Annotated in this window: 3 protein-coding genes; all 3 read right to left on the bottom strand. The window is 65.8% G+C overall.

The features are described from left to right. Window positions 1–136 precede the first annotated feature (136 nt). Window positions 137–502: a hypothetical protein gene (locus AB0C96_RS42815; protein ID WP_362925693.1), complete on the bottom strand. Its 366-nt coding sequence runs from the start codon at window positions 500–502 to the stop codon at window positions 137–139. Between the two features lie 644 nt (window positions 503–1,146). Next, window positions 1,147–1,467 (bottom strand): hypothetical protein, encoded by a 321-nt coding sequence (locus tag AB0C96_RS42820; protein WP_362925695.1) that lies wholly within the window; start codon window positions 1,465–1,467, stop codon window positions 1,147–1,149. 17 nt (window positions 1,468–1,484) lie between these two features. Then, window positions 1,485–5,467, bottom strand: a 3,983-nt coding sequence (locus AB0C96_RS42825; protein WP_362925697.1) for an RHS repeat-associated core domain-containing protein, incomplete at its 5' end; no start/stop codon positions are given.

Raw genomic sequence — 5,467 nt, forward strand, 5'->3', positions numbered from 1 at the left:
ACCGACGAGACCACCCTGCCCACCGAACTCACCGCATAGCCTCAAAACGAGATCACCGAGTGGCCGTCGATACACCACTCCAGCGGACGTGACCCCAACCTGCCGAGTGGGGTGCCGGGCGGTCAGTCCCCGCGTATCACCGGGGGATTGATTGTCCCGTCTCGGTCAGAGTCAGCGTCAGGGAGCCCAGCCACTCGAAGTCCCCCGGGTAGTCCCACTCTTCGGGTGCTGCGAGCACAGTGGGGAGGTCATGGTGGGGGAGTGGAGGTCCCGGCTGGTAGCCGGCCGTGCCGTCCGGAGCTGTCCAGGGGATGACCCGGCAGACCTCGATCCATCCTCGGTCGACGAGCGTGAGCAGGATCGTCGCCAGGTCCGAGGCAGGCCCGGAGGCGAGGGGCTCGTCCAGGTCACCGCGGACGCCGGGGAGGATGTCGATTTCGCTGGCACTGATCATGAATGCGCGTTCTGCGGAGGACAGCTCGTCTGTCGCGGGGTAGCTCACTTGGATATCCTCGCAGCTCACGAGCGCTCCGGATCAACCGCCCGGAACCGATGCCGGCCGGACGACCCTGCCTGACCCGCTGTTTGTCCATCCGCTCTACACCCATCACATGCCGATCATGGAGACCTGCGCCATCCGCTCGGGGCTTGCACCCTTCCTCTCCACCGCCCGTCTCCTCGACGCCTGACACGGCATCACCCCTCGGCCCTGAGGCGACCTCCCCCCTTGGCAGGGGCAACGGCCATGCGAACGCACCCGTTCCGAACCTTGCGGGCCAGGGACTGCGGGCCGCCCGAGACGAAGCTCGGGCCGCCGGCTTTCAGCCGATCCGTGCCTATAACATGCAAGACCGTGGCCGCACCCCGTCCTTTGACCGCAACTGGAAGGTCTGCACGCCCGGGGCGCTCGGGCGGGCCAGCATTGACACCACGACCCGTCAACTCACTGACGAAGAGCACGCCCAGGTCACCGTATCGACCGCACACAAGGCCAAGGGGCGTGAATGGCCCAGTGTGAGGATCGCAGGCGACCTCCTACCACCCCGAGGCAGCAACCAGCAGGACGACTCCGGACGCCCCATTCTTGCCCCCATCGATGACGCAGAAACCCGCCCCGCCTACCTGGCTATGAAGAGTCGTCGATGGCTACTCAACTGTCTCGGTGCGCAGCAGGTCGATCTCGCCCTGTGAGTCCAGTCGACGCTCTACGTCCGAGGTGACGTAGCTGACGAAGATGAGTGTCGGATACAGGGGGAATTCTGGGACAGAGAGGATGCCTTCGTCATCCGTGAAGTTCGACTCAATCGTGATCTCAAATAGGTCCGAGCCTCGATGTGAGAAATACTCCCCTCCTTTGAAGGAGCTTTCCCGTGATGTGAATTTCACTCCCAAGGCGCCGGAGATGAGCCTTTCGGCTTCATCGAGATCTCCCCCGCGAAAGCCATACAGGTTGAAACGATCAGGCATTCTGCACCCTTGTCTGTTCAGCGAATGACGATACTCGGAGCACGACTGGTTGCGCCCTCCAAGGAATCGTAGATCATGAAGTTTACGTCTCGCCCCCCTACGGATTCGGAAAGCTCCCTACTGAAGCCTCCAAGGCGGAGTTTGCGGAGGTCGTCAGTCCTGAGTGGCCCTGTCCTAGTCCCGCGGGAGCGCAGTGCGACGCCAGCGGCCTTGGCTCGGCTCAACAGTTCAGAACTTACGAGTGCCACGTCGAAATCGCTGTGCGGGCCAAAAGCCTTACCCGTCTTGTAACTCTTTCCGGTTACAGCGCTTCCTTGCATCACGGGAGTCACGTCGCCATGGCCCAGATCCTTGAGTCCCGACCTGAGGTTGGCTCCGAACTCTGCGAACGCTTCGGCACTCGAAAATCCAGCCACCGGAATACGTGGCGGGGCCGGTTTCGGTGCGCCACCTGGTTCTCCCGGAACAATTGGCATGACGCCGTACAGCATGTTTTCGCAGAGGTCGCCAGGGTGGCAGGTAGGCCCGTTCCAGAGGTCATGGATTGCCTCGCGCAAATTCCCGCGTTCGAACTTCCCGAAGGCGCCATCGGCAGGGAAGAAGTATGGGATTTGTGGAGCTTCCTGGAAAACCAGTCTCTCGGGGCGCTCACATCCGCACTGATACTGGGCAGCTGCCTGCCGCCCGGCGCTGATATGAACCGACGAGGTGTAATGGGCGCCTGCGGCACCCAGGCCGCTGGACCCGCCGAAGGGGTGCTCGCCCTTGCGTTGGCCGGTGTAGCCGGCGCGCTCCGGGTCACCTGCTACGGGGTAGCCGTCGCCGCAGATGTCGCGGCGGCACAGCCCGGAGGGGTCGGAGTCGGTAACGGGATTGCTGCCGGCGTAGGTGTATCCGTTGAAGCTCTCCGCGTCGGCCAGGTTCATCAGGGGATCGACGGAGAGGAAGCGGCCGGTGGCCGGGTCGTATTCGCGGGCGCCGAGGTGGGTCAGGCCGGTGTCGGTGGTGTCGTCTGTGCCGCCGACGTAGCCCTTGGTCCCGGGCCAGTTGGCCGGCTGGGTGCCGCGGGGGCCGCCGAAGGGCAGGCTGCGGCGTTGTGTGAGGGAGAGGTCGGTCGTCTTGATGGCGAGTTGGCCGGTGCCGAGGCGGTCGGCGAGGGTGACGGTATAGGTACCGTCGTCGGTGAGGACGGCCTGGTTGCCGCTGCCGAGGGGGATATAGCGGGTGGCCTTGGGCTTGTCGGCGCCCTTGTCGAGGGTGAGTTCGGTGTGGTCGCCGAGGTGGAGGATGGTCCGGTCGGTGGCGCGGGTGATCAGGCGGTTGCCGTCGGCGTCGTATGCGTATGAGGTCGTCTTGGTGCCGTTGTCACCGGCCGGTTCGGTGACGTTGGAGAGGTGTCCCTCGGCGTCCCAGTGCAGGGTCTGTTCATCACCGTGCAGGAGACGGCTGGTGGTGTTGCCGGTGTTGTCGTAGCCGTAGGTGTTCTTGCTCGTTCCGGTCGGCTCGGTGGTGTCGACGGAGATGAGGGCGTGCGGCTGGGGTGTGCCGGGCTTGGGATAGGAGTAGGAGCTCTTGGTGTCCTTGGCGGCGTCACCGCCCGGGTCGTGCTGGGCGAGCTTGGTACGGTTGCCCGCAGCGTCGTAGGCGTAGGAGTGCCAGTAGGGCGCCGGGCCCGCGATCATGTTCCCTGCCGGAGCCGGCGCGCAGGTCTTCTCGGCCTGGGTCCACGCTTCGGTGAGCCGACGCAGGTGGTCGTAGGTGAAGCACTGGGTGTCGGTGCCGATGCGGGAGACGTCGGAGAGGGACGTCACGTTGCCGGCCGGGTCGTAGCCGTAGGTGGCGGACTGGTCCACGCCGGCGATGTCCTGGCGGTCGACGCGGGAATTCGACAGGCGCTGGGTGCCGAACTCGTAGGAGTTGGTGACCTGGGTGAACTTGCCGCCGCTGCCGACGATCTTGTACCTGAGGGGCTGGCCGGTGAGCGTGTAGGTGGCATCGGAGCGGATGTCCGTGCCGTAGACGGTGGTCAGCCGCATGGTGTCGTCGGTGTAGCTGTAGTTCCACCCCTTGCCGACGATGTTCCCCATGGCAGAGAAGCCGCGGGCCTTCGGCAGGCCGTTGCCGTAGTACGACGTGCTGGCTTGATAGGTGCCGGCCAGTTTGCCCTCGGAGTCCGGGATGACGGTGGCGGTGCGCTGCGGCCGGTAGAGCGTGTCGTACTGGGTGATCTTGTTGGTGTACGGCTTGCCGTCGAGGTAGCGGGTGGATTCGGCGAGTTGCCCCTTCGCTCCGGCCACGGTGTCGTAGACCCACGTGGCGCGCAGGGGGCCGTCCCTGTCCTTGTCGTGCAGTTCCGTTTTGCGGCCGAGGCCGTCGTAGACGGTGGCGACGGTGACGTCACGGGCATCGGTGGTGCTGACCTGCTGGCCACGGTCGTCGAACGTGGACGTCGTCGTGCCCTTGTCGGGGTCCTTGGACTGGATCTGGTTGCCGAGCTGGTCGTAGCTGTACGACCAGGAGTTCCCTGCCGGGTCGGTGACTGCGGACAGCAGACCCGCCGGGGTGTAGGCGTAGCGGGTGGTCTCGGCGGGTGCGTCGGCCGCGCGGGTGCGGTGCTGAAGGAGCCGGGTGGTCTGACCGCGTGCGTCGGTCACCGTAGTGGTGGCCGTGCCACCCTGGGGCGGGATGACGGTGGTGCGGTCGCCGCCATGGAGGGTCGTGGTGGTGGCGAGGACCTTGCCTCCCTCGCCGTTGCCGGCGACGTCCCGGCTCTCGCTTTCGCGGCCCAGGCCGTCGTACGTCTTCCAGGTCTGGGATTCGACGCTCAGTGCATCGGCGGGCTTGAACAACTCCCGTTCCGGCTTCTTCAGCGCGTAGTACGGGGCGAAGGTCTTCGCCACCAAGCCGCGTTCGTCATAGAACGTGTCGCTGATCAGCCGCCCGCCGTCCGGACCGGGCACCTGGGTCTGGCGAGCACGCAAGTAGCCGTCGTACAGGGTGTAGGAGACCGTCTGCGACTGAGCGCTGGGGTTGAGGGTGTATGTGGCGACGGCAGCCGGCTGGCCTTCCTCGACCAAGTAGGCGAACTGGTAGGTGGGCACGGAGCCGCGGTCGGGCAGCCACACCTTCACCGAGCGGCCCAGAGCGTCGTACTTCAGCGTGGTGCGCTTGCCGTTGGTGTCGACGGTGGCGACGCGCTGGCCGCGCAGGGGGTCGAACTCGGTCGTGTCGGTCTGGGCAGTGGTGCTGTCCTTGGCGTCGGCGGGTGGTGTGGTGACGACGGTCTTGGTGGGGAATCCGGTGGCAGGCGTGTAGACCGTGGCGGTGGTGCGGCCGTCGCTGCGAGCGGTGCGGGTGGGTGCGCTGTCGCCGATGACGGTGACATTCGCTGTCAGATCGGTGACCTTCAGCGGGCGTCCGTAGCTGTCGTAGGTGGTGCCGGACTCCAGGTAGGTGGCCGTGGTGCCGTCGTGTTTCTTCAGCTTGGCCACGGCGGTGGCGTCGCCCTTGGCGGGCGCGGTGCCGTAACCGGTCGAGTCGTAGGCGGTGCGGACGTCGGAGATGACGTCCTTGGACCGGTCCGGGCTGCTGCCGCACTCGGTGGCGACGGTCTCGACGCGCGCGGGCAGGTTGAGGATGTTCTTGTCGGTGTTGGTGGCATAGGTGGTGCGGGTGCACCGGTCGTCGTCCGTAGTGGCATCGTCGCCGCGGTCGCTGACCTCGGTGACGCGGCCGGCAACCGTGTCAAAGGTGGAGGCGGTGGTCGTCGTACGCCACTTCGCACCGGCACCATCGTCGAGTGAGGTCCAGCGGCGGGCGCTGGCCGTGCCGGTGAAGTTCGCCGTTACCGTCCCCCAGTCGCGGACCTTCTTGGCCGTCTCGTGGTGCCAGGGCCGACTGATCGCCTTAGAGCTCCTAACGCAATGTGACTTGCAAGCGTCGCCAGCAGATGAGTGAGCAGGCGAGTTTGAGGAACGCTTCGTGGATGTCGTCGCGGGTT

The sequence above is a fragment of the Streptomyces sp. NPDC048506 genome (genome assembly GCF_040651315.1).
Classification (GTDB): domain Bacteria; phylum Actinomycetota; class Actinomycetes; order Streptomycetales; family Streptomycetaceae; genus Streptomyces.